This is a genomic window from Prevotella sp. OH937_COT-195 (assembly GCF_003932845.1).
Lineage (GTDB): Bacteria > Bacteroidota > Bacteroidia > Bacteroidales > Bacteroidaceae > Prevotella.
This window is the reverse complement of the sequence record NZ_RQZH01000192.1, coordinates 1-333: the sequence shown is the minus strand read 5'-3', so window position 1 is coordinate 333 and position 333 is coordinate 1. Positions and strand designations below refer to the sequence as shown.

Here is a 333-nt window from a genome sequence, read left to right as displayed (position 1 = left end):
CGTTTAATCTAGGTAATTACCTTAGCAATTATTTACGTAATAAAAGAAGAGAACATCATTGAAAAGATGTTCTCTAATTCACTTACTAAGTTAAATTATCGATTAAATAAAGAAATAATTGGTAAATTATCGCGTCGCTTATTAAGTGTATGCATTTCTACAGATTCCGATTTGAGATATTTTATAAGATACCCTAGCATGGCTTTAAAACGTCTAAGAATATGGAGTATTTCGATTTTCATATATTCTAATAAATAATACGTATCAGTAAAATTATTAAAGGAAGTCTTTGCTTTTAATAATACAGGGTTGATGATATGAAGAGTGTAAAAG

General features: G+C 27.0%; 1 pseudogene. It reads right to left on the bottom strand.

Annotation, left to right across the window (positions count from 1 at the left end):
• Positions 1–95 precede the first annotated feature (95 nt).
• Positions 96–333: pseudogene (locus EII32_RS11865) on the bottom strand (replication protein); the annotation flags it as partial.